Genomic DNA, 24605 nt, shown 5'->3' on the forward strand with positions numbered 1-24605 from the left:
CATGCCGAACACAGCAGTTAAGCTTCTTCACGCCGAGAGTAGTTGGTGGGAGACTGCCTGCGAGGGTAGGACGCTGCCGTGCTTTTTTAATATTCCGGCTTAGCTCAGTTGGTAGAGCGCTTGACTGTTAATCAAGATGTCGTCAGTTCGAGTCTGACAGCCGGAGTATTCTGGAGTGTTGTCCGAGTGGCTTAAGGAGCATGATTGGAAATCATGTATATGGGTTAATCCTGTATCGAGAGTTCAAATCTCTCACACTCCGTAGTTTAAATAATAAAAACTGTCAGATTAATGTCTGACAGTTTTTTTGTGTAAGAAGTTATAATGGATCTTAAGCTAGAGGAAAAAGTATTTAATTATCTTAATATGCAAACTGATAGTGTCTAATTTAGTTTATACGGCACTAAAACACTTTTGTTATACTATTTTCTACTATGTGGAGTTAGTTCCACTAAAAGCAAGAAAAGAGCCTTCAAACAAAATGTCATGAAAGCTCTTTTTATGATTAACTAAAATAACACCGTGTGGTATTTTTATTTAGTTAACGTTATATATATTAATATATTAACATGAAGTAATAAAGTATAAAGTAAAGTATATATGTAAGCTGACTAGTAATGCTACGCCAACTCAATAAGAATTATAGCATTTGATAACTAAATGAGCAAACCAAATAACCGAATTTGTTTATTTTTTTTGGCTATAAATGGCCTTTTTATAATTAGCAATTTTCCTTTTTGTTCTGTAATTAAAATGTGTACGTTATTTATTATATTTATTAACACATTTGTGAAAATAGTTTTTTTACTATTTTACTTTTCTTTCTAAGTGTTATTTAAAATATTTTATTTAGTTCTTTTTTAACTAAATAAAATTAGAGCAAAAAAATATAGGTGGGAAAAAAGCGCTAGACATGTTTTGGATATTATGTTAAAGTTTTAAACGTAGTCAAGTGACCGGAGGATTAGCTCAGCTGGGAGAGCATCTGCCTTACAAGCAGGAGGTCACAGGTTCGAGCCCTGTATCCTCCATAAAAGAAACAGACTTATAAGAGAGAACGTCGTTAAGGCGTTCTTTTTTGTTTTCAAAATTTACATTTTAACTTTTGGAATTTATTTTCAAAAATGGTCTCAAATTTGTTCCAATTTGGTACTTTACTCCAAAAGTATTGATATCATTGAATTAGAAAGCGATTACAAGATATAATGACGTTGTCGATTGAGTAATTGATCTTAGCGGCCGAAAGGAAAATTATGATATTAGACGAAATGCTTAAAAGTAGTAAATTGACCGGACAAGAACGTGAAGTTCTAGATTTCATTAGTAATAATCCACAAAGAGTACTTGGAATGACAGTTCATGAGGTTGCAAAAGCGAGCTTTTCGAGTTCGTCAACAGTAATTAGGCTTTGCCAAAAAGCAGGCGTTAGCGGTTTTACTGAGTTTAAATATAAATTAGCAACTGAATTGCCCACAATTATTGAATTAGATGATGATCTAAAGAGCAATGGCTTTAATGGCAGTGAGGCTTCAAGAGAAGTTTTGGATAGAATTGAAACTGTTCATCGAAACTCTCTGAAATATACCAAAAACATTTTTAATACAGAGTTACTTAATAGAGTAGCTAGTTTACTTAAAACTGCAGATAGAATTGAAATTTATGGTGATGGACTTAATTATCCGTTAGCTCAATTATTTTGTTTAAATTTTCAAGAAGTCGGTGTTGAAGCGGAAGCATATGATTCTTTGAATTTGATGCATGCGAAAGTATACCGAAATAGAAAAGTCAGACCCTTAGCCTTTATTTTGACCCATACTGGGAATAATGAGCATATGTATGGCATTGCTAAAAAACTGAAGGCTGAGGACTATAAAATTGTTGTTGTGTGCGATTCCGTTAAGCGCTCAATTTGTCGATTATGCGATGAAACAATGGTTATTAAGACTACTAAAAACACGTTGGAGCTTAGTAATATTGTGTATATTTCATCGATTCAATACCTATTTGACGTGTTGATGTCGTTGAAAATGCTCAATAATTACTCTGAAGTAAGTGAGACTTCAGATGAGGTTGAAAAGATTAAGGAAAGACAAAATTGATTAATAAAGACTTTTTATGGGGCGGTGCAGTAGCCGCTAACCAATATGAAGGAGCTTGGGACACAGGAGGTAAAGGAATTAGTGTAACTGATGTTATGACTAAAGGTGATGTAAATACGCCTAGAAAAATAACAGCAGGGGTTTTACCAAATGAAGAGTATCCCAATCATTTTGGCATTGATTTTTATCATCATTACAAAGAAGAAATAAAACTTTTTGCAGAAATGGGATTTAAATGTTTCAGACTAAGTATTGCTTGGTCAAGAATTTTCCCACATGGTGACGAGGAAAAGCCAAATGAAGAAGGATTAGCATTTTACGACAATGTTTTTGATGAATGCTTGAAATACGGCATTCAACCTGTTGTTACGCTATCGCATTTTGAAATGCCATATTATTTGGCTGACCATTATGGTGGATGGCGTGATCGTAGGGTAATTGATTTCTTTTTACGATACGCAAAGGTTTGCTTTGAACGCTATCACGAAAAAGTAAAATACTGGATGACTTTCAATGAAATTAATAATCTGATTGATACAGATAATCCATTCAATGCATGGACTGGTGCTGGTGTTTTATATAAGGAAGATGAGAACCCAGAGCAGACAATGTATCAAATTAGTCATTATCAATTTGTAGCAAGTTCTCTGGCCGTTCAAGAAGCTAAGAAAATTGATTCAAAACTTCAGATAGGCTGTATGCTTCATTTAGGGCCCCTATATCCTGCAAGTTGTAAACCACTTGATCAAATTGCAAGTCTTAAAGCAATGGACAGGCGCTTCTTCTTTAGTGATGTTCAGATCAGGGGTACTTATCCTTCATATACAAAAAAACTGTGGGAACGCAAAAATATTAAATTAGACATCACACAAGAAGATTTGGCTAATTTAAAAAAAGGAACTGTCGATTTTCTAGGCTTTAGTTACTATAAGTCGACTATTGCAGAATATAATGCTCAGGCTGACTTTTTGGAAAAGCCTAATCCTTATGTTTCTAAAAGTGACTGGGGTTGGGCCATTGATCCGGTCGGACTGCGATATATTTTAAACGTTGCTTATGAGCGATATCAGAAACCATTGTTTATCGTCGAAAATGGTTTTGGTGCTTATGACAAGTTAGAAAATGGCTCTGTTAATGATGATTATCGAATAAATTATCTTCAAAGCCATGTTGTTCAAATGTTGAAAGCTATCGAACTTGATGGCGTTGATGTAATTGGCTATACCCCATGGGCAGCAATCGATATTATTAGTGCTTCAACTGGTGAGATAGAAAAGCGCTACGGCTTTATTTATGTCAATTTAGATGAAGTAAAGCAAGGTGCTGCAGGTGTCTACCGTAAACAATCATTTGAATGGTATAAAAATATTATAAAAACTAATGGTGAGTGTCTAAAAGATCAAGTGAGGGTAGAGAAATGAAAAAGTTCATTAACGATAAATTAGTACCAATGGTTATGAAATTTACCAATACTAAGATTATTAGCGCACTAAAAGATGGAATGATGTTTGTATTACCATTTCTAATTGTTGGCTCGCTGTTCATGCTCTTAGCAAACATACCAATACCAGCAGTCGCAAATGAGATTACTAAGAGTGGTTGGGCTGATGTTTTTAACCAAATATACCAATCTTCATTTTCATTGATGGCAATTTTTGCCGTAGTAGGTATTGCATATACTTATATTAAAAATGAAAAAGTTGATTCACCTTTTTCAGGTAGTTTAGCTGCACTCGGTGCGTTCATTATGCTATTGCCATCTGAAATTAAGCCTAAAGGTGGAGAACTTATTACAAATGTTATTTCAAAAAATTGGACTGCGGGTCAAGGGATGATCTGTGCGATCATCGTCGGTTTACTAAGTGGTTTTATTTATAGTTACTGTGTTAAAAAAGATTGGCGAATCAAACTACCTGATGGAGTTCCACCAGCTGTAGCAAATTCTTTTATGGCACTAATTCCAACTGCAGCAGTTTTAGTTGTTGCCGGAGCAATCTGTGCAATCTTCAAATTTGTAGCTCAAACTAGTTTTGCGGAAATAATTTACTCAGCAATTCAAACGCCACTTCAAGGAATTACTGATTCTCTTGGTGGAGTGGTAATTATGACAATCGTAATGTCATTACTATGGTGGTGTGGTGTTCACGGTGGAGCAATTTGTGGCGCTATTCTGACACCAATTTTGCAGTCTAACATGTCTGATAACCAATCAATTTTGGATGCAGGGAAAAAACTAACAGTCGCTAATGGTGGACACATTTTTACCCAACAGTTTTGGGATAATTATCTGTGTATGACAGGTGCAGGAATTGTAATGGGTCTTGTCATCTACATGACATTTTTCTCAAAGTCATCTGCTCTAAAAGAACTTGGAAAACTGTCGCTAGTTCCAAACATTTTTAATATTAATGAGCCAGTTATTTTCGGCGTTCCGATTGTAATGAACTTATACTTATTAGTTCCATTTGTGGTTTTTCCAACTTGTGTTGGAATCATTAGTTACTTACTGATGCAATGGGGAATTTTGCCACTGTTTTCTGGCGTGATGGTTCCGTGGACAACGCCACCAATTATTTCAGGATTTTTAATTGGAGGATGGCGAACAGCTTTATGGCAATTTGTCATTATCATTCTCTCAATGATTGTGTACTGGCCATTCATTAAAAAATATGATCAATTTTTGGTAAAGCAGCAAAACGCAACGAAATAAATAAAGAGGATTAGTATCTTGAAGTACTAATCCTTTTTTGGTAAAATAACAAACGTTGCTGGTCAAAGCAGCTAGTATTGCCTGTAATCAATGCGTTTATTGAGTAAAAGCTATTCTTGTTGCTCTAATAGGCTTTAGCAGGAGTTTTCAAACAAATTTACTTTTTTTGATTTTTTTACTTGCAAATCATTTTTTATCTAGTATACTATTGAATGTACTTTGATTCAGAACCTGACCCGTTGGTCAAGTGGTTAAGACATCGCCCTTTCACGGCGGTAACATGGGTTCAAATCCCGTACGGGTCACTTTGGAGGATTAGCTCAGCTGGGAGAGCATCTGCCTTACAAGCAGGAGGTCACAGGTTCGAGCCCTGTATCCTCCATCGTTCGATGACTACCGAATACACGGTAGTCTTTTTTTTACAAAAAAAAGAACGAATATAATTATATTTATCGGTTCAAGTCCTGAGAGGATCCAATATTTGGAGATGCCTTGTAACCGAATAGCTGACGTCTATAGGGGGACTAATATGGAAAAACGTTTATTTACTTCAGAATCTGTTTCTGAAGGGCATCCAGATAAAGTGGCTGATCAAATATCAGACGCAATTCTGGATGCAATTATTGCCAAGGATCCACAAGCTCACGTAGCTTGTGAGACGGTGGTAAATACGGGAATTGTTTATGTCTTTGGTGAAATATCAACTAGTGCATATGTTGATATTCAGAGCATTGTTAGAAAAACAGTTCTACGAATTGGTTATGACCGTCCGGAACTTGGGTTTGATGGCAATAACTGTGCTGTTTTAGTAGGGATTGATGAGCAATCACCTGATATTGCACAGGGAGTTGATCACTCGCTTGAGAAGCGTGAAAACCAGTCTGATGATGACGACCTTGATCAAATTGGGGCTGGAGACCAAGGCTTGATGTTTGGCTTTGCAGTTAATGAAACACCAGAACTCATGCCGTTGCCAATTTCTTTAGCTCATCGCTTAATGCGCCAAGTTGCAAAATTACGTAAAGACGGCGAATTAACGTGGCTCAGACCTGATGCTAAAGCACAAGTAACAGTTGAATATGATGAAAATCAAAAGCCTAAACGTGTTGATACAGTAGTAATTTCAACTCAAACAGATGATCAAGTATCCAATGAAGAAATTCGCCAGGCGATGATTGAGCTAGTAATTAAAAAAGTAATTCCAGCAGAATTTCTTGATGAAGACACTAAATTTTTAATTAATCCATCTGGCCGTTTTGTAATAGGTGGACCAAAAGGTGATTCAGGTTTAACTGGACGTAAGATTATTGTTGATACTTATGGTGGTTACGCTCGTCATGGAGGCGGTGCCTTTTCTGGAAAGGATCCGACAAAGGTTGACCGTAGTGCCAGCTACGCTGCTCGTTATGTTGCTAAAAATATTGTTGCAGCAGGTTTAGCAGATCGCTGTGAAGTCCAACTTGCATATGCGATTGGGGTCGCACATCCTGTTTCAGTAATGATTGATACCGCAAATACCGGTAAGGTAAGTGATGAATTGTTGACAAGTGCTGTACGACAAATCTTTGACCTTCGTCCTGCAGGTATCATTCAAATGCTTGATTTAAGACGACCAATCTATGAGCAAACGGCTGCCTATGGTCATTTTGGTCGAACTGACGTTGATTTACCGTGGGAGAGAACCGATAAAGTTCAAGAATTACTTGACTTTGTTAATAAAAATAAATAGATTTTAGAAAATTTGAAGGAGTTGTAATTGTGAAAAAGACAAATGTACCTGTAGTTACACTTGCGATTTTTATGACAACGTTTATGACAGCGATTGAAGGCACAATTGTTTCCACAGCGATGCCAACCATTGTCTCCGATCTAAATGGGTTAGAAATCATGAATTGGGTTGTTTCAATCTTTCTGTTCATGACGGCTGTTTCAACTCCTTTGTATGGAAAATTAGCTGACAGCATTGGTCGAAAGCCAATTTTTTTATTCGGGATAGCCTTATTTGTAATCGGTTCGGCACTCTGTGGCCAAGCTCACAACATGATTGAGTTGATTCTTTTCCGTGTGATTCAGGGACTTGGCTCTGGAGCTGTTCAACCGGTAGCGATGACCATTATTGCCGATATGTATACTCTAGAAAAAAGAACTAAAATGCTGGGGCTTAACTCTGGTTTTTGGGGTGTAGCTTCTGTTATTGCACCACTTTTAGGTGGATTCATTGTTCAGAATCTTTCATGGCACTGGGTTTTCTACATCAATGTTCCAATAGGTTTGATAGCCTTTTTACTAGTTGTGTTCTTCTTAAGCGAACCGAAAGCTAAGCAAAAAGCTAAACTTGATGTTAAAGGCACATTTTGGCTGGTCGTTCTGCTATTGACAGTAATGTTTACTTTGCAAGAACTGAGTTCGCTCAGTGGCTTAATATTAGCTGCTTTGGCAGTTTTAATTATTGTTAGTGCAATTATGCTCTACCGTGAAGAAAAACGCGCAGAGGACCCGATAATGCCATTGACGATGCTTAAGGGGAGAGAGTTCCTTGCAGTCAATATGATTACCTTGTTTGTATCAGGAGTTGTTATTGGCTTTGAATTCTATATTCCGACTTGGATGCAGGGAATTAAGGGCACTACAGCAACCATTGCAGGGTTTGCAGTAACACCAAGTTCAGTTATGTGGGTAATTGGTTCATTTCTAATTGGTGGAATGCTAAGTAAATGGGGTGTCCGTAAAACATTCTTTGGAATGTTAACTCTATTGTTGATGGCTGACACTATGCTTTTGATTGTTCCAATGCAGACACCATTCTGGCTGTTTTGCATCATTGCAGCTATGAACGGCTTTGGCTTTGGTTCCATTATGACCGCTGCACAAGTTCGCTCACAAGTTCTAGTCGATCAAGACCATGTTGGTGTTGCAACATCGTTTAATACCTTAATGCGCTACTTAGGACAAACTATGATGGTTTCGATTTACGGTATTACTTTCAATACGATTGTGGCAAGTGAACTTGCCAAGCATCCAAATCTAACTCAGGCAATGATGAACAAGATTGTTTCTTCTATCAAAGCTAAAGAGTTGGCAGCTAACTTGGTTCCACAATTGCGTCAAGTACTGTTTAGCGCATTAAAGGGCGTTTATGTGGTTTCCTTGATAGCAATTATTCTTTCAATTGTGTTCAACTGTATTTATAAAAAGCAACAAGAAATAGTTGATTAAAATAAATATCGACTAAAAACCTGCTGATAACCAAATCAGCAGGTTTTTTGTTTATTCAACTTTTCTCTATAGTAAAAAAATTGGTTTCTAAAAATCATAATGGACGATATCAAAAAATTACAGATAGAAAGTGTAGATAAAAAGGTTAGAGATGATATGTATTTTCGGTCTGAACAATTATGTGATTTAACTACATATCAAAAAGAGACTGGGAAAATATTTCTCCCAGTCTCTTTTGCTTCCAAATTATTCAATTACCCTTTAGTCAACTTTGCCATTTGCTTTGAAAACCAAGGCCATAAAAAATTAAGGATTGTGAGAATGATAATTGAAACCATGAGGACTTTACAGCCGAAAGTAAAATTAAGCTGTGGATTGTTAAATCTTATTGCTAGATTTCCATTTGCCACCTGAGTCGAAAGTAGGTAAGTCATTGGTATATATTGTACTATAGTAGTTTGTGCCATTCCACTTCCACCAGAGGTTGATTGCAAAATGAATGGCAAAATTGCTCCACCTAAAAGTATAAATAGTGCTAAGAAAAGGCAGCTTAATTGATTACGCGTAATTTGAGCTAAAAGAAGTAGCAGAATCACAATGAAAATACACGTTAAGACGGTTAAAATAAACGCAGGTTTTAGCCAAACAGAAAGAGGTTGATAAGTACTTTTGAAACTACCTGGTAAAGTTATTCCTTGAATTGGATAGGAAAGTGGGCCACTACCGAAGAGCAGACTGCTAAGTCCCCAGATTAAAAGGCTGATAAAAAGAGTTAGTGAAAAAGCAATCAGTAATCCTAAAATGATATCTAGTAATACGCTGTGCTTGCTTGGTAACAATATGGCACGATTTAGATGATCGACATACTTTGATGCGAAAATATTACTTAAAATAAAACAAAGCATGGCGACAATCATTGCAGGCAGAAAACCTTCTGAAAGTTTAAACAGGAATAACCAACCTTGTTTAGGATGTTGTTCATTTTGTTCTGGTAAATTTGCATTTTTTAGAGCATTTAAACGGGCATTTTTCTGTTTGATTTCTTGTCTAAGATCAGCTCCGCCAATTTTGACTTGTGCTGCTTGCTTGTCATTTTGGCGAATCATCAATTCATAAGCATGACCCCAATTTTTATTATCTAAGGCTTTTAATATTTGCCGCTCGTTTCTATTTTGATTTTTAACTGTGGGTAAATTAGCTTGAGGCTGTTTCTGCTGGCTTAAATCTTGGTTTATTTGGTAACGAATTGTTGTTTGATCGCCTTTAAGGGCATTATAGCCTAGAATAAGTCCTGCACATATTAGCACTATACTTAAAATCAGCCAGGTCAAAGTATTTTTAAATACTTTTTTAAATTGTAATTCAAAATAGGCCATAAGCTTTATCCCCGAACTAATTGGTAGTGCTTTAAAGTCAGAGTATCATCAACAATTCCTGCTACTTCATCTTGATAATGAGAAGCCATAATAATAAGTTTGTTTTGTTTTGCTAAATTGGTCAATTCCTGATAAAGAATTTGACGGCTGTCAGAGTCAAGGCCATTGTTAATTTCATCCATTAATAAGTATTTAGCATCGCTTAACTCATAAAGGGCAACTACCAGTTTTTGTTTCATACCTAATGAATATTTTCTAATTGGAGTTTTGATATAATTACTCATTTCCCAACGGTTTATTATTTCCTGCAAATCCTGGTGTGAATGCCATTCGTTTTTAACAAATTGCATATAATCAAGGCCTGAAAGATTTTTGTCAAACCAGTCAGAAGTTTCCAGGTAAAAAACTTGGCTTTTGACGTTAGCAAACGGCTTACCGTCAAACAGGACTTGACCTGAGTTCGGAGCAAGTAAGCTAACTATAGTTCTGAGGACGCTTGTTTTACCAGTACCGTTAAGTGCATGAAGCATATAAATTCTGCCATTTTGAAAGTTAAAATTGGCATTTTTTAGTATAGGTTCACGTAATGTAAGGGTTAAATCCTTAATTTCAATCATTTTGTTTTCCTCCCTTTTTGGGCTTTTTGTGCGATGAGATAGTTTAAAAGTAAAAGAATAATAATTCCTACGGTTAAAACAAGGATGCCATTGACAAAATTAACCTGTGGGTAAGTGACTAATTTTGTTTCATCTGCAAAGACATATGCATTACTAATACCAAACATACCATCTACCGGTTGTAAGGAGAAAAAGTAACTCATAGGAATAAACTGAGCAAAATTCCGTGCTGCTACTACGTATTGAGGTAGTACCATCCCACCAATTAATATAAAAACTGAAACGAATAATGCCAACAAGCGGTTTTTAAATATTTGTACGAATAGTAAAACCATATTTGCAATGAACAAAAAACTAAATAATTCTAAAATCAAAGTAGGGCAAAACAGCTGGTGCATTGGAATGAAAATGTTCTGTTTAGCTACTGCGTCTACACCCATCATCGGATATTTAAAGTTACCAGTACCAAAAAATATGCTCGGAATAATAAAAATCAACAGGAATGCTGATAAAAAATAGCCAAATCCAATTAATGAACCAGCACCAACTTCAATCAATAAATGGTTTCTTTGTGGTAAGAGATTTCCTAGACGCATTCGATCATAAAAACCTGAGGAGTATAATTTGATTAGAATAAAAATTACGGCTAAAACCGCTAAAGGTGGTAAGACTTCCTGCATCATTTCTAATATAAAAAAGCCGCCTTTAACAGAATAATGTTCATTTTCTTCTGGTAAGTTATTTCGAGCCAGATACTGTAATTTTTTAATATTACTTTCAAGTGGCAGCAAATCATCTTTATTGGCATTATTACGTTTTGCATCAGCAAGATTATATTTCTCTTGCTTTATTATGATTTGATAAGCTTTTTGCCACTTATTTGTTTGAATTGATTTAATTAATGTCTTAAATTCTTTGATAGATGACTTGTTTTCTGCCAAATCCAGTTCGATTTTGTGTCTATTCGTTTTTGTTAAATTAGATTTCTTTAACTGTTTTTGATAATATTTGATATTTTTCTTTTCCACCGCAATATTTTCTCGAGCTTCCGTTATGCGCGGATTAATATATCGAGAATTGTAGTTTTTCGTCCAAAAATAAAAACATCCGAGTAAAATGGCTAAAAGACTAATCCAGGTAAATTTACTTTTTAGTACCTGCTTAATTTTTAATTTCATATATGGCATTTTCGTCACCTCTTAGTTTAGGTTTAATAAAAACTGCTAGATTCAATTTATTAATCTAGCAGTTCTTATGACTTTAATATTAAAAAATATGTCACAGCTTTTATCACAATTGCTTTTATGTGTCAATATTTTGTTACTTGATAATATATTATTTTTCCTTTTTTTGCAATAAAAAGTTCATATAATATTTATTATTGGAAATAAATTTAATCAATTAAGCTTAAATTATTTAAGTTCGCAACGTCTACCTAGAAAATTATTAGCTAACTTTTAAGCAAAAATGCAACGCGATGAACATATCAAAAATATAAATTTTAAATCTTATCAAGAGTAAGATGGGAAGGCGATTGCCACAATCTTGAGCTGTTGCAAAAAATCGATTTGTTAAAGAGGTATTCAGAATATAAAGACATTATTAGTTGCTTAGCTCAGGATTGATTTTGAATACAAAAAAAGCCCAAACTACTAAAAGTTTGAACTTTTTTATTTTAAACTAAATTTTTTCCTGTGCTCGCGCTTCCAAATAGTAGTGATATAAGAAGGAGTAACCAATTAATAAAAAGGCAATTCCTTCTAAGAAGCCACCAACTACGTCTGATGGATAATGAACATGATTGAAAATTCTAGTATAACCAATTAGAAGTGGGAAGCACAGCCAAACGATGCATAGGACTGTTTTAGCGGCTTTATTTTTAATTAGTAAAATAGTTAAGACAATTAGAATGCCAAATAATGTTGCACTACCTACGGAATGACCTGATGGAAAACTATATCCATGTGCGTCAACAAGATGATGCACTGAAGGACGTTGTCTAGCAATTGCATGCTTAATGATCCAATTATATCCATTGGCCGCAATCATAGTTCCAGCAGTAAAAAATGCATAAGCATATTTTTTGAAAATTCCGAGAATCACTACCAAAATGATTGTTTCAATCATGATAACACTCGTATTACCGAGATTAGTAAAAGTAGTGGCAAATTTGATAATTGCAGGATTGTTATTACAAATTATCCCAATTAAAGCAGTATCAAACTGATGGATGAATTGACTGTCAGCTGAAACTAATATTGCCCATACCGCGTACAACATTAAAAAAATCGTCGCGGGTATGATGGTATCTCTTTTTGAATGAATTGTCGTATCCAAATGACTTTCTCCCCTTGTTTTTTTTAGCATTTGTGGTAAATTATAATCATTATTGAACAAAAAATAAAGGTTAGGAAATAGTAGCGATTTTATTTTTCTATAGAGAAAAGTCGGTTGGTGCAAGACTCGAAAAATATATTGTGAACTGAGCCTAGATGAAATCTTTCGTTGGCTAGCCGCGTTAAGGAGCGTTTGAGTGTCATGCAAAAATGTATGAAACTTAGGTGGTACCGCGATTATTCGTCCTATGAAATTAATTTCATAGGACTTTTTTTATGAGGTAAAATTTATGTACAATCACAAAGTTGTAGAGAAAAAATGGCAAGAATATTGGGCAAAAAACCACACATTTAAAACGGGTAATGATCCTAAAAAGAAAAATTACTACGTTTTAGATATGTTTCCTTTCCCATCTGGTAAGGGACTCCATGTAGGTCACCCAGAAGGCTATACTGCTACTGATATTGTGGCGCGGATGAAGCGTAGTGAGGGCTACAATGTTCTTCACCCAATGGGCTGGGATGCATTTGGACTGCCAACTGAGCAATATGCACTTCAAACTGGTCAAGACCCTGCAGTAGTAACCAAAGAAAATATTGCTAATTTTAAACGGCAGCTTAACACATTGGGCTTTTCTTATGATTGGGATCGTGAAGTTTCTACCAGTGATCCTAAGTACTACAAGTGGACTCAATGGACTTTTGAGCAAATGTATAAAAATGGTCTTGCTTATGAAGCCGAAGTTCCAGTCAATTGGTCACCAGATTTAGGTACAGTTGTAGCCAATGAGGACATTGTTGATGGTAAAACAGAACGAGGTGGTTACCCAATTTACCGTCGCAACATGAAGCAATGGATGCTTAGAATTACCAAATACGCAGATCGTCTGCTTGCTGGACTTGATAATCTTGACTGGCCAGAAAACGTTAAAGAAATGCAACGCAACTGGATTGGCCGTTCAGTGGGTGCTCAGATTACCTTTAAGATAAAGGGTTCGGATGAAACCTTTGATGTCTTTAGTACGCGCCCTGATACTTTATTTGGTGCTACCTATGCCGTATTGGCTCCTGAAAACAAGTTAGTTCAAAAGATTACGACTGACGGGCATAAAGAAGAAGTTGACGCATACATTAAGCAAATTGAATCCAAGTCAGACTTAGAAAGAACAGATTTAAATAAAACTAAATCAGGTGTCTTCACTGGAGCTTATGCAATTAACCCAGTTAATAATCAAGAAATTCCAATTTGGATTGCTGATTATGTTCTTGGTAGTTACGGAACTGGTGCTGTTATGGCTGTGCCAGCTCACGACACGCGTGATTACGAATTTGCGCAAAAATTTGATTTGCCAATCAAGGCTGTTATCAAGGGTGGCGACATCAGTAAAGAAGCCTTTACAGAAGATGGTCCACATATTGATTCTGACTTTTTGAACGGCTTGAATGTTGAAGAAGCCAAGAAGAAAATTGTTGATTGGCTTGAAGAACATAACGCTGGTAAGAAAAAGGTTAATTACAAACTTCGTGATTGGGAATTTAGTCGTCAACGCTACTGGGGTGAACCAATTCCAGTTATTCATTGGGAAGATGGCGAAACTACTTTAGTTCCTGAAGATGAGTTGCCACTAGTTTTACCTCACGCTACTGACATTAAGCCATCAGGTACCCCAGAAAGTCCACTGGTTAACCTTAAAGATTGGGTTAATGTGGTAGATAAAAATGGTCGTAAAGGAAAACGTGAGACCAACACAATGCCTAACTGGGCAGGTTCATCGTGGTACTTCTTACGCTACATTGATCCACATAATGACAATAAGCTTGCAGACTACGAATTGCTTAAGAAATGGATGCCGGTAGACTTGTACATCGGTGGTGCTGAGCATGCAGTTCGTCACTTATTGTATGCAAGATTTTGGAATATGGTTCTTTATGACCTAGGCGTTGTACCAAATGAGGAGCCATTCCAAAGATTGTACAATCAAGGTTTAATTCTTAAAGACCATGACAAGATGTCAAAATCCAAGGGTAATGTTGTTAACCCTGACGATGTTATCGAGGAATATGGTGCCGATAGTCTGAGAATGTATGAAATGTTCATGGGTCCTCTAGATGCTTCAATTGATTGGGATGACAACGGTCCTGCATCAACTAAGAAATTCTTAGATAGAATTTGGCGTCTTTTTGTAAATGACTTAGATCTGAAGGCAATTCCTCAAGAAAACGTTGTTGAAGAAAATGACGGTACATTGGACAAGGTTTATAACGAAACGGTTAAGAAGGTAACTGAGGACTTTGATGCCTTACACTTTAACACTGCAATTTCTCAATTAATGGTCTTCATTAATGCAGCACAAAAGGCAAAAACAATTCCAAGAGAATATGCAGAAGGCTTCATGACCTTAATCGCACCAATTGCACCACACATGATGGAGGAGATTTGGCAAATTTACGGTCATGATGAGTCAATCACTTTTGCTAAATGGCCAACTTATGATCCAAGTAAACTAGTTGAATCAACAGTAGAAATTATGGTTCAAGTCAACGGTAAATTACGCGGTAACTTTGATGCGCCAAAGGATGCTGACAAGGATGACTTAGAGAAACAAGCTCTAGCTTTACCACATGTACAGAAATTTTTAGACGGTAAGGAAGTCAAAAAAGTTATTATTGTTCCAAATAAAATTGTCAATATTGTTGCTAAATAAACTTAATTTTTCCTAAAGTGCAAAGTAGATTTGTTGTTAATTGCCTTTTTTCAGTCAAAATAGGATAGTTAGTAAAATAAATTTAGGGAAAATTAATGAGAGAAAATAATTTGAAAGAACAAAATACGCAAGATACCTTTGTTAAAGGCAGTGCGTGGATGACTTTTGGTTCGATTACCTCACGTTTATTGGGCGCCCTCTACATTATTCCATGGTTTATTTGGATGTCACCGTATGGCAACATTGCCAACGCGTTAACAGCTCGAAGTTACAATATTTACAGTATCTTTATTTTGATTTCGACTGCTGGCATTCCAGGTGCAGTGGCCAAACAAGTGGCAAAATATAATGCATTGAATGAGTATGGGGTAGGACGAAAATTATTCCGTAGAGGATTAGTTTTGATGGTTGTTTTGGGCGTAATCTCAGCTGCAATCATGTACTTTGCCTCCCCACTACTTGCTTCAAATGGATCTCGTAGTGATCCACGGCAGGTTGCTGTAATGCGTAGCCTATCGTATGCCATTTTGATTATTCCTGTACTAAGTATTATGCGAGGGTATTTTCAAGGCTATTCTGATATGATGCCTTCAGCCATGTCACAGTTTGTTGAACAACTGGCACGAGTAATCTGGATGTTACTCACCGCATACATCATTATGCAAGTACAACATGGTAATTTTGTTGATGCGGTTGTTCAGTCAAACTTGGCTGCTGCAATTGGAGCAGCTTTTGGGATTTTAGTACTAGCTTGGTTCTTGTTTTCTAGACGTAAGGAATTGAATTATTTAGTTGATAATTCAAATAATGAAATTCAGGTTTCCACTGCTTCACTTTTTCGCGAGATAATTGAACAAGCAATCCCATTTATTATTATCGATGCTGGGATTCAGTTGTTCTACTTGGTCGATCAATACACTTTTCATCCGATGATAGCAAGTGTAGTTAATGCAAGCTATAACACAATTGAAACTTGGTATGCACTTTTTGCTCTTAATGCAAATAAATTGATTATGATTATTGTGTCATTGGCGAGTGCGATGGCTGTAACGGCGATTCCATTATTGTCTGCGGCACATGCAAAACGTGACTTTAAAGGGATTTCTGACCAAATCAGTAATACATTAGACTTATTTTTGTTTGTGATGATTCCTGCCGCTTTTGGAATGGCGGCTATTGCAACACCAATTTATACAGTTTTTTATGGATTTGATGAATTAGGATCGAATATCTTATATTTGTCGGCCTTTACTTCGATTACCCTGGGACTTTTTACGGTATTAATGGCCATTTTACAAGGACTGTCTGAAAATGGACTAGCAATTAAATATTTAGTTTTAGGCTTAGTCATTAAGATGATAGTTCAGTATCCGATGGTTTACTTGTTTAAAGTATATGGGCCATTAATTGCTACTAATTTAGGGATGCTAGTAATTATCTTTATGTCATTTAAGCATCTCGAGGTGGAGTTTGACTTCAATAAGAGTAGGACAAGTCGCCGCTTTATTGGAATTACATTTTTCTCGATAATCATGTTCTTATTGGTATTAGCAGTTGAACATGGCTTAGAAATCTTCCTAAGTCCGGCTAAACGTGCTTCAGCATTAATAATTGTTTTTGTTGCGGTAATTGTTGGTGGCGTCTTCTATGCACTGGTTGCAATCAAATCGCATTTAGCGCAGAAAATACTTGGAGATAAAATAGTTCCAATTTTAGAAAAATTACACATTAGGATATAAAAAACGATATTGCTAATATAGCAATATCGTTTTTTGACTTATTCAAGCTAAACATAATATATTAGCTTGCTGCCCCTGCCAAGGAACTTTATTTTAACAATTGCTTGTTAAAGTTGCAATGCTGTCTCATCTAATTAGTAGTAAGTAGGTTAATTGTAAAACTTAGCAAGATTTTATTGCTTAAAGTTTAAAGTATAATCAACACAATCAATAATTTTCTGGACACCTTTATGCAAGTCTTCGTTAGTTGCAGACAAAGAAATTCTAAAGTATCTATTTGAGTAATCAAATTCATCTCCAGGTGCTACTAAAACGTGGAAGTGCTCTTCCAAGAGTGTATAAAATAAAGCTGGATTCTTGATTTCATCTGTCACTTTGACGAATAGATATAGGCCGCCATTATAAGTGCAAGAGTCAAAGTAGTTACTTGAGCGGAATAATTGAGCAGCAGATTTACCTTTTTGTTCAATATCCTTTAAATGTTGTTGATACTGGAAAGTATTATCTAATACGATTTCACCAATATATTGGCTAATGGTTGGCGGGCTGAAGGTAATCCCTTCATTATAAAAAGCATTTTGGTCAATGATTTTCTTAGGCGCGATTACGTAACCTAATCTGATACCAGGCATCGCAAAATTTTTCGAAAAACTGCTTACTAGAACCTGATGAGAAATATCTGTAGATGTTGGTTTGTAGGGATGTGTACTTGGATAATCACTGTAAACATGGTCATCGATGATAAAAATATTCTTTTCTAGAGCAAGTTCATTTAAAAAATTACGTTCTTGATCTGACAGTCCGACACCAGTTGGATTATTTGGGTAATTAATAATAATTGCTTTAGTTTTTTCACTTACACAGTCCTGAATTTGCTCAATTGGCAATGCAAAATCTGGAGCAATTGATTTGACTACAACTGGTGTTCCGTTAGCTCCCTTAATTAAGTTTATATAGGAAGGAAAATACGGTGCAATAATAATTACTTCATCGTCTTTCGATGTGATAATTGACTTTAAGGCTAAAAATGCGCCGTGCAAACAAGATACAGTAATTTGAATATTTTCCGTACTAATATTTTTAATACCGTAAGTATCTTGATAGTGAGAAATAATTTTTTCTCTAAGAAGGGGTAGACCAAGACCGGGTGTATAACCGTTACCGTCTGTTTGAACTTTTTTCGTAAGTTCTTCGATAACTGTCGGTTCTACACCAGAGCGAAAATCACCTATGGTGAAATCAATGTAGTCTGGGGGCAAAATGTTAACGTCTAAGCTCATGTTTTAACCTTTCATTGCATTAAGAATTTATTAAATAATATTCCATAATTGCAAAAGCGTCAAACTGGTTAAGTAATTAAACTCAGATGGTGCGTTCTCTATAGTAGACAATAAAAAAGCTTCAAGTAAGAGATAAGTAGACTCTACTTGAAGCACTTTTAAATTGAATTGTAATTGAAATATTATAGTTTATGGAAATCTCCTTTTGGAGCTTCAGAATGTTTTGGCTTGTCAGGCATCACGATTGCAGCAGCAATATATGCAATCAAACCAAATCCAGTGCAACAAATTAAAATTGTCCCACCAATTCTAGTCCATGCTTTGTCCCAACCAAAATACTCAGCAATTCCACCAAAAACTCCTGCTAAAATTTTATCTCTTGATTTAGTTAAATGTTTCTGCATAACAAACCCTCCTCACTTAACTAAATTTTAATACAAAAAAAGCTAATCAGTAATGATTAGCTTCTCAAATTAGTGCCCCGAAAAAGATTCGAACTTTCACTTAGTTACCTAAACAGCGACCTGAACGCTGCGCGTCTGCCAATTCCGCCATCGGGGCTTTATTCAATCCAGTAATAATGATACCAAAAATTTGATAGAATGTAATCATAAAACTAAAAATATCCAAAAAAGATATTGGAAGGTGATCTCCATTTTGAAACGAAAAATTTCCCAGCTTTTAGTGGTACTTGTTACCATAGTCACATTATTATTACCGACACAGACCATATCGGCTCAGGCAATACCGGACAATTACAGACAAGAACAATTGAATTTAGATGTAAAATCTGCTCTTGCTATTGATAGTAGTACCGGTCAGCTTTTATACGGTAAAAATATTAACGAGCCACTTCCGATTGCTTCAATGACGAAGCTTATAACAGCCTATCTGACATTGAAGGCAATTGATGATAAAAAAATCACTTGGAATACTGAAGTTCAACCAACTGAACAAATTGTCAAGGTGGCGAATAATAGACTTTTTTCCAATGTGCCACTAAAAATGAACCATTCTTATACAATTAAGCAGTTGTATCAAGCCACTTTAATTGAATCGGCAAATGGTGCAGCGATGTTATTAGCTCAAGCTATTAGTGGTTCACAAAAAGCTTTTGTAAAGCAAATGCGTTTGCAAGTAGAGCAATGGGGCATAAAAGATGCCAAGCTATATACTGCTTGTGGCTTACCCAACAAAAGTGTAGGGAGTGACGCTTATCCCGGAGCTGAAAAAAATGCAGAAAATCTAATGTCGGCTAAAGATATGGCAGTAGTTGGTCAGCATTTACTAAATGAATATCCAGAAATAATTAAGACGACTAGAATTGCTCATTTGGATTTCGTAGATCAAGCCACCAAAACACCAATGACAAATTTTAATTGGATGCTTAAGGGATTATCGCAACATAGTTCCAATTTCAACATTGATGGTCTGAAGACAGGTACAACTGATGCAGCGGGTGCGTGTTTTATTGGCACTGCGAAGCATCAAGGAGCGAGGGTTATCACTGTTGTTATGGGGGCTAAACATATAAATAGTGCTGATCCAGCTCGATTTGAACAAACCAAGAAATTATTATCTTTTGTTTATCAAAAGTATCAACCAATTAAATTGAATAAGGACCAAGCAATTATTGGTTCAACTAATGTTAATGTGCATAATGGAAAAAGTAAGCAAGTCAATATTAGCTTAAAAAAACAAGCAATTATTTGGCGACCTGTTGATGAAACATTTTCGGTTGGTCTAACTAAAAAAACAGTAGAAGCTCCAATCACTATGGGTCAAACAGTCAGTTCATATTATTTCAAGTCAGGTAATTCAAAACTGTTTTCGCTAAAGCAACCAAACGGCATCATGCTTCCAGCTCAAGCGCAAACGTCAACTGATAGAGTAAATATCTTTATTCGCTTCTGGCACTGGCTATTTGGAGGATAAAATGATAAAAGTAACAGAAAAGATTTTAACAAAAGTAATTTCAAAGAGAAAAAGTGCTAGTCATAAAGGCGATTATGGCAGGGTTTTGCTAATTGGTGGTAGCGAAAACTATGGCGGAGCGATTATCATGGCTACTGAAGGAGCCCTAAAAAGTGGTGCAGGCCTGGTAGCTGTGGCTTGTCACTCGATTAATTTAAATGCACTTCATGCTCGTGATCCAGAAGCAATGTACATCGATTGGCGTAGCAGCGACTTGGCAGAACTAGTTCCAAAAGTAGATGTTATTATTTGTGGACCAGGGATGGGCACTAATGAGTTTGGTAAAAAAATACTGATGATGTTATGCCAAAAAATTACAAGTAAGCAAACATTGATTTTAGATGCCAGTGCGCTTGATTTAATTGCAACTAATCATGAATTAATTCCGCAAGCTGCTGGCTTAGTGATCCTCACCCCGCATCAAATGGAGTGGCAACGCGTCAGCCAGCTCAGAATACCTTATCAAACTGATAGTGCCAATCTTTCTACTCTTGTTAATTTTTTTCCTAATAAAAATGGTATTTTAGTTTTGAAATCAAATCACACTCACATTTATGATTCAAACGGAAATATTTATGAAAATACTACTGGTAATCCAGGAATGGCAGTAGGGGGCATGGGAGATACCTTAGCTGGAATAATAGGTGGATTTGTAGCTCAGTTTGGTAGCAACATTGATTCAGTTTTAGCAGCAGTTTACTTGCATTCACTGGCTGGAGATATCATTGCAAAAAGAGATTATGTTGTTCAACCAACTAAAATCAGTGCGCTTTTGCCTAAATTAATGAAAGAATTTGAAGATCAATAAGTTTATTTTGTAAAAGATTGTAAAATAGACCTGAGAGCTTCTTAAGGAGGTCGGTTAACATGAAAGACAACTTATTAAAACCGCTCGCTACTTTTTTTATACTTTTGATTTGTGCGATTAGTTTGGCGCGCGTTTCAATGCCTCCAACACAAGAAAGGGCAAATTTACCTCAAAAACAAAGTACGGCAACTAAGACTGCAGCTTCTTATCGTCCTTATAAAGACCCTAAAACTTTAAATGTGCCAATCAATTGGCGTAAACCAAGTCAAAGCATACCGTATCCCAAAGTTAAACGTCTTGAAAATGATTTAACGATTCGTGTCTCTTTAAAAGGGAATCGCGTTTATATTTTACGTGACAATCATGTTGTATACACAATGGTTTCAAGTGCAGGAAAGTATCACAATGGTAAGTCATATACGCCGACTGGTACATTTAAGATTCAGAATAATCGTGGGGCGTCCTTTTACAATCCTAAATTAAATGAAGGTGCGAATTATTGGACAAGCTTTGACACTGACAATATCTATTTATTTCATTCTGTTCCCGTCAAAACCAATGGCAAGTACAATAAAAAAGAAGCCAAAAGGTTAGGTGTTAAGCCTTCATCACACGGCTGTATTAGATTAAGTGTGCCTGATGCATATTGGATAATGAAGCATGTACCGGCAAACACCGAAGTTATAATCAAAAACAATTAAAACGGTTGGCTTTGACAGTTTTTCCTGTTATAATCTGTTTTTGTAAGGTGTTAGGAGTAGTAAGTATCTTTTCCATTTTTAGCGAGTTCACGTTGGTGTAAGGTGAACTGGAGAAATAGCTGAAGGCGTGCCTAATAATATAAAAAGATAACAAATTAAATAAGCGGATACTTAGTGTCAATTAGAGTGGTACCGCGGGCAAAAACTCGTCTCTTCCTTTTAAGTAAGGAGGAGACTTTTTGTTTGATTTTGGAGGTAACGATGGACTTAAAAAATAAAGTAGTTGATTTGGTTTCAAGCCAAGTTGATCTACCAAAAGATAAGATTAGTCAGTTAATCGAACGGCCTAAAAATGAAAAGATGGGTGATTATGCTTTTCCAGCTTTCGTCTTAGCAAAAACAATGCATAAGAACCCTGCAGAAATTGCAAAAGAAATCGCAGCTAATTTAACTAGTGCTGACTTTGCAAATATTCAGGCAGTTGGCCCTTATGTCAATTTTGCAATTGACCATGAAAAGCTAATCAGTCAAACTCTTGACGAGGTGCTAAGTGAAAAAGAACACTATGGTGACCAGAAGTTAGGTGAAGGTAATGTTCCTATCGATATGTCGAGTCCTAACATTGCAAAACCAATGTCAATGGGCCATCTGCGTTCAACTGTGATTGGTAATTCAATTGCAGAAACAATGAAAAAGGTTGGTTACACACCAATCAAAATCAATTATCTTGGTGATTATGGTACTCAATTTGGTAAATTGATTTATGCATACAAGCGCTGGGGCAATGAAGAAGACGTCAAAAAAGACCCTATCATGAACTTGTTTAAGTACTATGTTAAATTCCATGAAGAAGCCGAAAAAGATCCTAAATTGGATGATGAAGGACGTGCTTGGTTTAAGAAGTTGGAAGACGGTGATCCTGAAGCAGTCGAATTATGGCAATGGTTCCGTGAAGTTTCTTTAGCTGACTTTAAGCGGATCTATAAAGAATTAGGCGTAGATTTTGATTCTTATAAAGGTGAAGCCTTTTTCAATGACAAAATGCAGCCTGTTATTGATGAATTGAAGGAAAAGGGCTTGTTGCACGAATCTCGCGGAGCCCAAGTTGTTGATATGGGTGAAGATGAAAACCCAGCTTTAATTGTTAAATCTGATGGTAGTAGTATTTATTTAACAAGAGATTTGGCAGCTGCAATTTATCGAATGAACACTTACCATTTTGTAAAAATGCTATATGTTGTTGGGAATGAGCAAGCACAACACTTCGTAGAATTAAAAACTGTTCTTAAGAAAATGGGTTATGACTGGGCAGATCGAATTCATCATGTTCCATTTGGCTTAATCACACAAAATGGCAAAAAGCTTTCTACTAGAAAGGGTAATGTTGTTTTCCTTGATCAAGTTTTAGGGGATGCAGTTGACCTTGCGCGGAAGCAAATTGATCAAAAGAATCCCAACTTGGCTAATAAGGAACAAGTTGCGCATGATGTAGGTGTTGGTGCAGTTATTTTCCACGATTTGAAAAATGATCGAATTGAAAACTTTGATTTTGACTTGGATGAAGTTGTTCGTTTTGAAGGTGACACTGGTCCATACGTTCAATACACCAATGCGCGTGCTCAAAGTGTTTTACGCAAAGCTGTGAAGATGGGCCAAGAACCTAGCCTTTCAAATAATAGTCTCAATGATGATTGGTCATTTAGCGTTGCTAAGGCTCTAGCCGATTTTCCTAGAATCATTGCACGTAGTAGTGACAAGTTTGAACCTTCTGTAATTGCTAAATATGCTTTAGATGTTGCGAAAAAGTTTAATAAATACTACGCTAATGTTAAAATTTTGACTGAAGATGAGCAGATTAATAGTCGCTTGGCCTTAGTTGAAGCCACTTCAATTGTTTTAACTGAAGCATTAAGATTATTAGGTGTAAATGCACCAAAAGAAATGTAAATTTTTTTGCAAAAATAGCGTTTACATTGATTAAAAGATTGCTCATCACTTCATTATTACGGTACAATGTGACTGTAAGATTAATAGGAGGTAATTATTAATGGCATATTTAGATAATGGTAACCAAATCTTTAAAGATGCGCGTGAAAACCATTATGCAGTAGGTGCTTATAACACTAACAATTTGGAATGGACTCGTGCAATTTTGCAAGCTGCTGAGGAAACTAGAACTCCAGTTTTAATCCAAGTTTCAATGGGTGCTGCTAAGTACATGGGTGGTTACAAGGTTGCTAAGGATATTGTTGAAGACTCAATGGATTCAATGAATATCTCAGTTCCAGTTGTTTTGAACTTGGACCACGGTGATTTTGAAGCCGCTAAGGAATGTATTGCACTTGGCTACTCATCAGTTATGTTTGATGGTCATGCTTTGTCAACTGAAGAAAACTTAGCTAAGACTAAGGAAATCGTTAAGTTGGCTCACGAACGCGGCATTTCAGTTGAAGCTGAAATCGGTAAGATTGGTGAAAACCAAGGTTCCGAAGGTGGAGAACTTGCTTCTGTTGAAGATGCAAAGGCATTTGCTGCTGCCGGTGTTGACAAGCTTGCTTGTGGTATTGGTAACATTCACGGTGTTTACCCAGCTGACTGGAAGGGTCTTAACTTTGACCGTCTAAAGGAAATTGCTGATGCTGTTTCAGTTCCACTTGTATTACACGGTGGTTCAGGAATTCCTGAAGAACAAGTTAAGAAGGCTATTTCACTTGGTATTTCAAAGGTTAACATTAACACTGAATTCCAATTAGCATTCCAAGAAGCTACTCGTAAGTACTTCGAAGCTCACAAGGATGAAGACAAGGACAACAAGGGTTACGATCCTCGTAAGCTTCTTCTTCCTGGTACTGAAGCAATCACTGACTCAATGAAGGAAATGATTACTTGGTTAGGTACTCCATCAATCGACGACAAGATTAAGTCAGTTGCATTTGATAAGAGCTCATTAAACTTAGAATAATTAAGTTAGCTTAATATCTAAAAAAGTCAGTTTAAAACTGGCTTTTTTTGTACTTCAAAAAGCTAGTTCTCTAATTTTTAAA

The 24605-nt window shown here is 36.1% G+C and carries 18 protein-coding genes, 6 tRNA genes and 1 riboswitch; of the genes, 17 read left to right on the plus strand and 7 right to left on the minus strand.

Annotated features, from left to right (window positions below):
• The first annotated feature begins 93 nt into the window (after positions 1-93).
• From H3T48_RS02560 to H3T48_RS02605, 10 genes are all read left to right on the plus strand, one after another.
• A tRNA-Asn gene (locus H3T48_RS02560) sits at positions 94-166 on the plus strand.
• Positions 167-172: 6 nt separating this feature from the next.
• Positions 173-262, plus strand: a tRNA-Ser gene (locus H3T48_RS02565).
• Between the two features lie 696 nt (positions 263-958).
• Positions 959-1031: transfer RNA gene (locus H3T48_RS02570), tRNA-Val, on the plus strand.
• A gap of 222 nt (positions 1032-1253) precedes the next feature.
• Complete coding sequence (locus H3T48_RS02575) at positions 1254-2099, plus strand: MurR/RpiR family transcriptional regulator (RefSeq protein ID WP_122035593.1); 846 nt, start codon at positions 1254-1256, stop codon at positions 2097-2099.
• Entirely contained in the window at positions 2096-3520 is a 1425-nt protein-coding gene (locus tag H3T48_RS02580; protein ID WP_198188334.1) for a 6-phospho-beta-glucosidase, read from the plus strand. Before H3T48_RS02575 ends, H3T48_RS02580 begins: the two co-directional genes overlap by 4 nt.
• Positions 3517-4809: a PTS sugar transporter subunit IIC gene (locus tag H3T48_RS02585; RefSeq protein ID WP_198188335.1), complete on the plus strand. Its 1293-nt coding sequence runs from the start codon at positions 3517-3519 to the stop codon at positions 4807-4809. Before H3T48_RS02580 ends, H3T48_RS02585 begins: the two co-directional genes overlap by 4 nt.
• 233 nt (positions 4810-5042) lie before the next feature.
• Positions 5043-5114: transfer RNA gene (locus H3T48_RS02590), tRNA-Glu, on the plus strand.
• Between the two features lie 4 nt (positions 5115-5118).
• Positions 5119-5191, plus strand: a tRNA-Val gene (locus H3T48_RS02595).
• A gap of 68 nt (positions 5192-5259) precedes the next feature.
• Positions 5260-5341: riboswitch (SMK box riboswitch) on the plus strand.
• Positions 5339-6538: a methionine adenosyltransferase gene (gene metK, locus H3T48_RS02600; RefSeq protein WP_198188336.1), complete on the plus strand. Its 1200-nt coding sequence runs from the start codon at positions 5339-5341 to the stop codon at positions 6536-6538. Its footprint overlaps the riboswitch before it by 3 nt.
• 29 nt (positions 6539-6567) lie before the next feature.
• Positions 6568-8025: an MDR family MFS transporter gene (locus H3T48_RS02605; RefSeq protein WP_198188337.1), complete on the plus strand. Its 1458-nt coding sequence runs from the start codon at positions 6568-6570 to the stop codon at positions 8023-8025.
• A 254-nt stretch (positions 8026-8279) separates the two neighbouring features.
• On the opposite strand, the gene H3T48_RS02610 is transcribed toward H3T48_RS02605, so the two are convergent.
• The 4 genes from H3T48_RS02610 to H3T48_RS02625 form a co-directional block, all read right to left on the minus strand.
• Positions 8280-9401 carry a hypothetical protein gene (locus tag H3T48_RS02610; RefSeq protein ID WP_198188338.1) on the minus strand — a complete coding sequence of 374 codons (1122 nt, stop codon included), beginning with the start codon at positions 9399-9401 and terminating at the stop codon, positions 8280-8282.
• Positions 9402-9406: 5 nt separating this feature from the next.
• A complete protein-coding gene (locus tag H3T48_RS02615; protein ID WP_198188339.1) occupies positions 9407-10018 on the minus strand; it encodes an ABC transporter ATP-binding protein in 612 nt (203 codons plus the stop codon).
• Positions 10015-11205: a hypothetical protein gene (locus tag H3T48_RS02620; RefSeq protein WP_198188341.1), complete on the minus strand. Its 1191-nt coding sequence runs from the start codon at positions 11203-11205 to the stop codon at positions 10015-10017. Before H3T48_RS02620 ends, H3T48_RS02615 begins: the two co-directional genes overlap by 4 nt.
• A gap of 493 nt (positions 11206-11698) precedes the next feature.
• The gene (locus tag H3T48_RS02625) at positions 11699-12385 is read right to left on the minus strand and encodes a phosphatase PAP2 family protein (protein WP_198188343.1); all 687 of its coding nucleotides are present in this window, start codon (positions 12383-12385) and stop codon (positions 11699-11701) included.
• Positions 12386-12644: 259 nt separating this feature from the next.
• Between H3T48_RS02625 and leuS the strand changes: the two genes are divergently transcribed.
• Positions 12645-15059: a leucine--tRNA ligase gene (gene leuS, locus H3T48_RS02630; RefSeq protein ID WP_187158108.1), complete on the plus strand. Its 2415-nt coding sequence runs from the start codon at positions 12645-12647 to the stop codon at positions 15057-15059.
• 95 nt (positions 15060-15154) lie between these two features.
• Complete coding sequence (locus tag H3T48_RS02635; protein ID WP_198188345.1) at positions 15155-16798, plus strand: polysaccharide biosynthesis protein; 1644 nt, start codon at positions 15155-15157, stop codon at positions 16796-16798.
• 173 nt (positions 16799-16971) lie between these two features.
• Here H3T48_RS02635 and H3T48_RS02640 read toward each other — a convergent pair whose 3' ends face one another.
• From H3T48_RS02640 to H3T48_RS02650, 3 genes are all read right to left on the minus strand, one after another.
• A complete protein-coding gene (locus tag H3T48_RS02640) occupies positions 16972-18078 on the minus strand; it encodes a pyridoxal phosphate-dependent aminotransferase (protein WP_198188346.1) in 1107 nt (368 codons plus the stop codon).
• A 182-nt stretch (positions 18079-18260) separates the two neighbouring features.
• Entirely contained in the window at positions 18261-18482 is a 222-nt protein-coding gene (locus tag H3T48_RS02645; protein ID WP_187158105.1) for a PspC domain-containing protein, read from the minus strand.
• 73 nt (positions 18483-18555) lie between these two features.
• Positions 18556-18639 (minus strand) — tRNA-Leu (locus tag H3T48_RS02650).
• A gap of 93 nt (positions 18640-18732) precedes the next feature.
• Here H3T48_RS02650 and H3T48_RS02655 point away from each other — a divergent pair.
• From H3T48_RS02655 to fba, 5 genes are all read left to right on the plus strand, one after another.
• Positions 18733-20013, plus strand: coding sequence for a serine hydrolase (locus H3T48_RS02655; RefSeq protein WP_198188666.1), 1281 nt, complete (start codon positions 18733-18735; stop codon positions 20011-20013).
• Between the two features lies 1 nt (position 20014).
• Positions 20015-20860 carry an NAD(P)H-hydrate dehydratase gene (locus tag H3T48_RS02660; protein WP_198188347.1) on the plus strand — a complete coding sequence of 282 codons (846 nt, stop codon included), beginning with the start codon at positions 20015-20017 and terminating at the stop codon, positions 20858-20860.
• 59 nt (positions 20861-20919) lie between these two features.
• Positions 20920-21561, plus strand: a complete 642-nt coding sequence (locus H3T48_RS02665) for a L,D-transpeptidase (RefSeq protein WP_198188348.1) — start codon at positions 20920-20922, stop codon at positions 21559-21561.
• Positions 21562-21822: 261 nt separating this feature from the next.
• Entirely contained in the window at positions 21823-23508 is a 1686-nt protein-coding gene (gene argS / locus H3T48_RS02670) for an arginine--tRNA ligase (protein WP_198188351.1), read from the plus strand.
• Between the two features lie 100 nt (positions 23509-23608).
• Positions 23609-24523 (plus strand): class II fructose-1,6-bisphosphate aldolase, encoded by a 915-nt coding sequence (gene fba, locus H3T48_RS02675; RefSeq protein WP_109715677.1) that lies wholly within the window; start codon positions 23609-23611, stop codon positions 24521-24523.
• The last annotated feature ends 82 nt before the right edge of the window (positions 24524-24605 follow it).

The organism is Lactobacillus sp. M0403, from assembly GCF_016101265.1.
Classification (GTDB): domain Bacteria; phylum Bacillota; class Bacilli; order Lactobacillales; family Lactobacillaceae; genus Lactobacillus; species Lactobacillus apis.

Excerpts from the sequence above, each read along its gene's own strand:
- H3T48_RS02575 (WP_122035593.1), top strand. The coding sequence starts at position 1,254 with ATGATATTAGACGAAATGCTTAAAAGTAGTAAATTGACCGGACAAGAA.
- H3T48_RS02585 (WP_198188335.1), top strand. The coding sequence starts at position 3,517 with ATGAAAAAGTTCATTAACGATAAATTAGTACCAATGGTTATGAAATTT.
- metK (WP_198188336.1), top strand. The coding sequence starts at position 5,339 with ATGGAAAAACGTTTATTTACTTCAGAATCTGTTTCTGAAGGGCATCCA.
- H3T48_RS02610 (WP_198188338.1), bottom strand. The coding sequence starts at position 9,401 with ATGGCCTATTTTGAATTACAATTTAAAAAAGTATTTAAAAATACTTTG.
- H3T48_RS02615 (WP_198188339.1), bottom strand. The coding sequence starts at position 10,018 with ATGATTGAAATTAAGGATTTAACCCTTACATTACGTGAACCTATACTA.
- H3T48_RS02620 (WP_198188341.1), bottom strand. The coding sequence starts at position 11,205 with ATGCCATATATGAAATTAAAAATTAAGCAGGTACTAAAAAGTAAATTT.
- H3T48_RS02625 (WP_198188343.1), bottom strand. The coding sequence starts at position 12,385 with ATGCTAAAAAAAACAAGGGGAGAAAGTCATTTGGATACGACAATTCAT.
- leuS (WP_187158108.1), top strand. The coding sequence starts at position 12,645 with ATGTACAATCACAAAGTTGTAGAGAAAAAATGGCAAGAATATTGGGCA.
- H3T48_RS02635 (WP_198188345.1), top strand. The coding sequence starts at position 15,155 with ATGAGAGAAAATAATTTGAAAGAACAAAATACGCAAGATACCTTTGTT.
- H3T48_RS02640 (WP_198188346.1), bottom strand. The coding sequence starts at position 18,078 with ATGAGCTTAGACGTTAACATTTTGCCCCCAGACTACATTGATTTCACC.
- H3T48_RS02645 (WP_187158105.1), bottom strand. The coding sequence starts at position 18,482 with ATGCAGAAACATTTAACTAAATCAAGAGATAAAATTTTAGCAGGAGTT.
- H3T48_RS02660 (WP_198188347.1), top strand. The coding sequence starts at position 20,015 with ATGATAAAAGTAACAGAAAAGATTTTAACAAAAGTAATTTCAAAGAGA.
- H3T48_RS02665 (WP_198188348.1), top strand. The coding sequence starts at position 20,920 with ATGAAAGACAACTTATTAAAACCGCTCGCTACTTTTTTTATACTTTTG.
- argS (WP_198188351.1), top strand. The coding sequence starts at position 21,823 with ATGGACTTAAAAAATAAAGTAGTTGATTTGGTTTCAAGCCAAGTTGAT.
- fba (WP_109715677.1), top strand. The coding sequence starts at position 23,609 with ATGGCATATTTAGATAATGGTAACCAAATCTTTAAAGATGCGCGTGAA.